This window comes from Streptomyces nanhaiensis, from assembly GCF_046614825.1.
GTDB lineage: Bacteria > Actinomycetota > Actinomycetes > Streptomycetales > Streptomycetaceae > Streptomyces > Streptomyces radiopugnans.
The window spans coordinates 1-750 of the sequence record NZ_JBKJFM010000377.1; the positions used below are offsets into that span (position 1 = coordinate 1).

The window sequence follows — 750 nt, forward strand, 5'->3', positions numbered from 1 at the left end:
GCGTTGATGGCGATGCTGGTGGAGCACGCGGCGGGGGCCTCGGCTGCGGTTGCGCTGCGGGTGGTGCTGCTGTCGGGTGACTGGATTCCGGTGGATCTGCCCGGCCGGGTGCGGGCGCTGGCCCCGGGGGCCGAGGTGGTGGGTCTGGGGGGTGCGACGGAGGCGGGGATCTGGTCGATCGCCTATCCGGTGGGGGAGGTGGATCCGGGGTGGGAGTCGATCCCGTACGGGCGGCCGTTGCGCAACCAGCGGTTCCATGTGTTCGACGGGCGGTGGCGGGAGTGCCCGGTGCAGGTGCCGGGTGAGTTGTTCATCGCGGGGGTGGGGCTGGCCGAGGGGTACTGGAACGATGCGGAGCGCACCGCGGCGTCGTTCGTGGTGCATCCGGTGTCCGGGGAGCGGTTGTACCGGACGGGGGATGTGGGGCGGTGGTTGCCGTCGGGGGAGATCGAGTTCCTGGGGCGGGAGGACTTCCAGGTCAAGGTGGGTGGTTTCCGGATCGAGCTGGGGGAGATCGAGGCGGTTCTGGGGCGGGCGCCGGGGGTGGCCGCGGTGGTGGCGGCGGCGTTGGGGGAGCGGCATCACCGGCGGCTGGTGGGTTATGTGGTGCCCGAGGTGCGGGGGGACCGGGCGGCGGACGAGGCGTTGCTGGCCGTGGTGCGGTCCTGGGCGGTGGAGCGGTTGCCGGGCTACATGGTGCCGCCCACGCTGACCGTGCTGGAGGAGCTGCCGCTGTCGGCCAACGGCAAG

The 750-nt window shown here is 72.7% G+C and carries 1 protein-coding gene; it reads left to right on the forward strand.

Going from position 1 to position 750, the window contains the following annotated elements; genetic code table 11:
• A partial coding sequence (locus ACLIYP_RS30680) for an AMP-binding protein (protein ID WP_412716334.1) occupies nucleotides 1-750 on the forward strand: 750 nt, incomplete at both ends.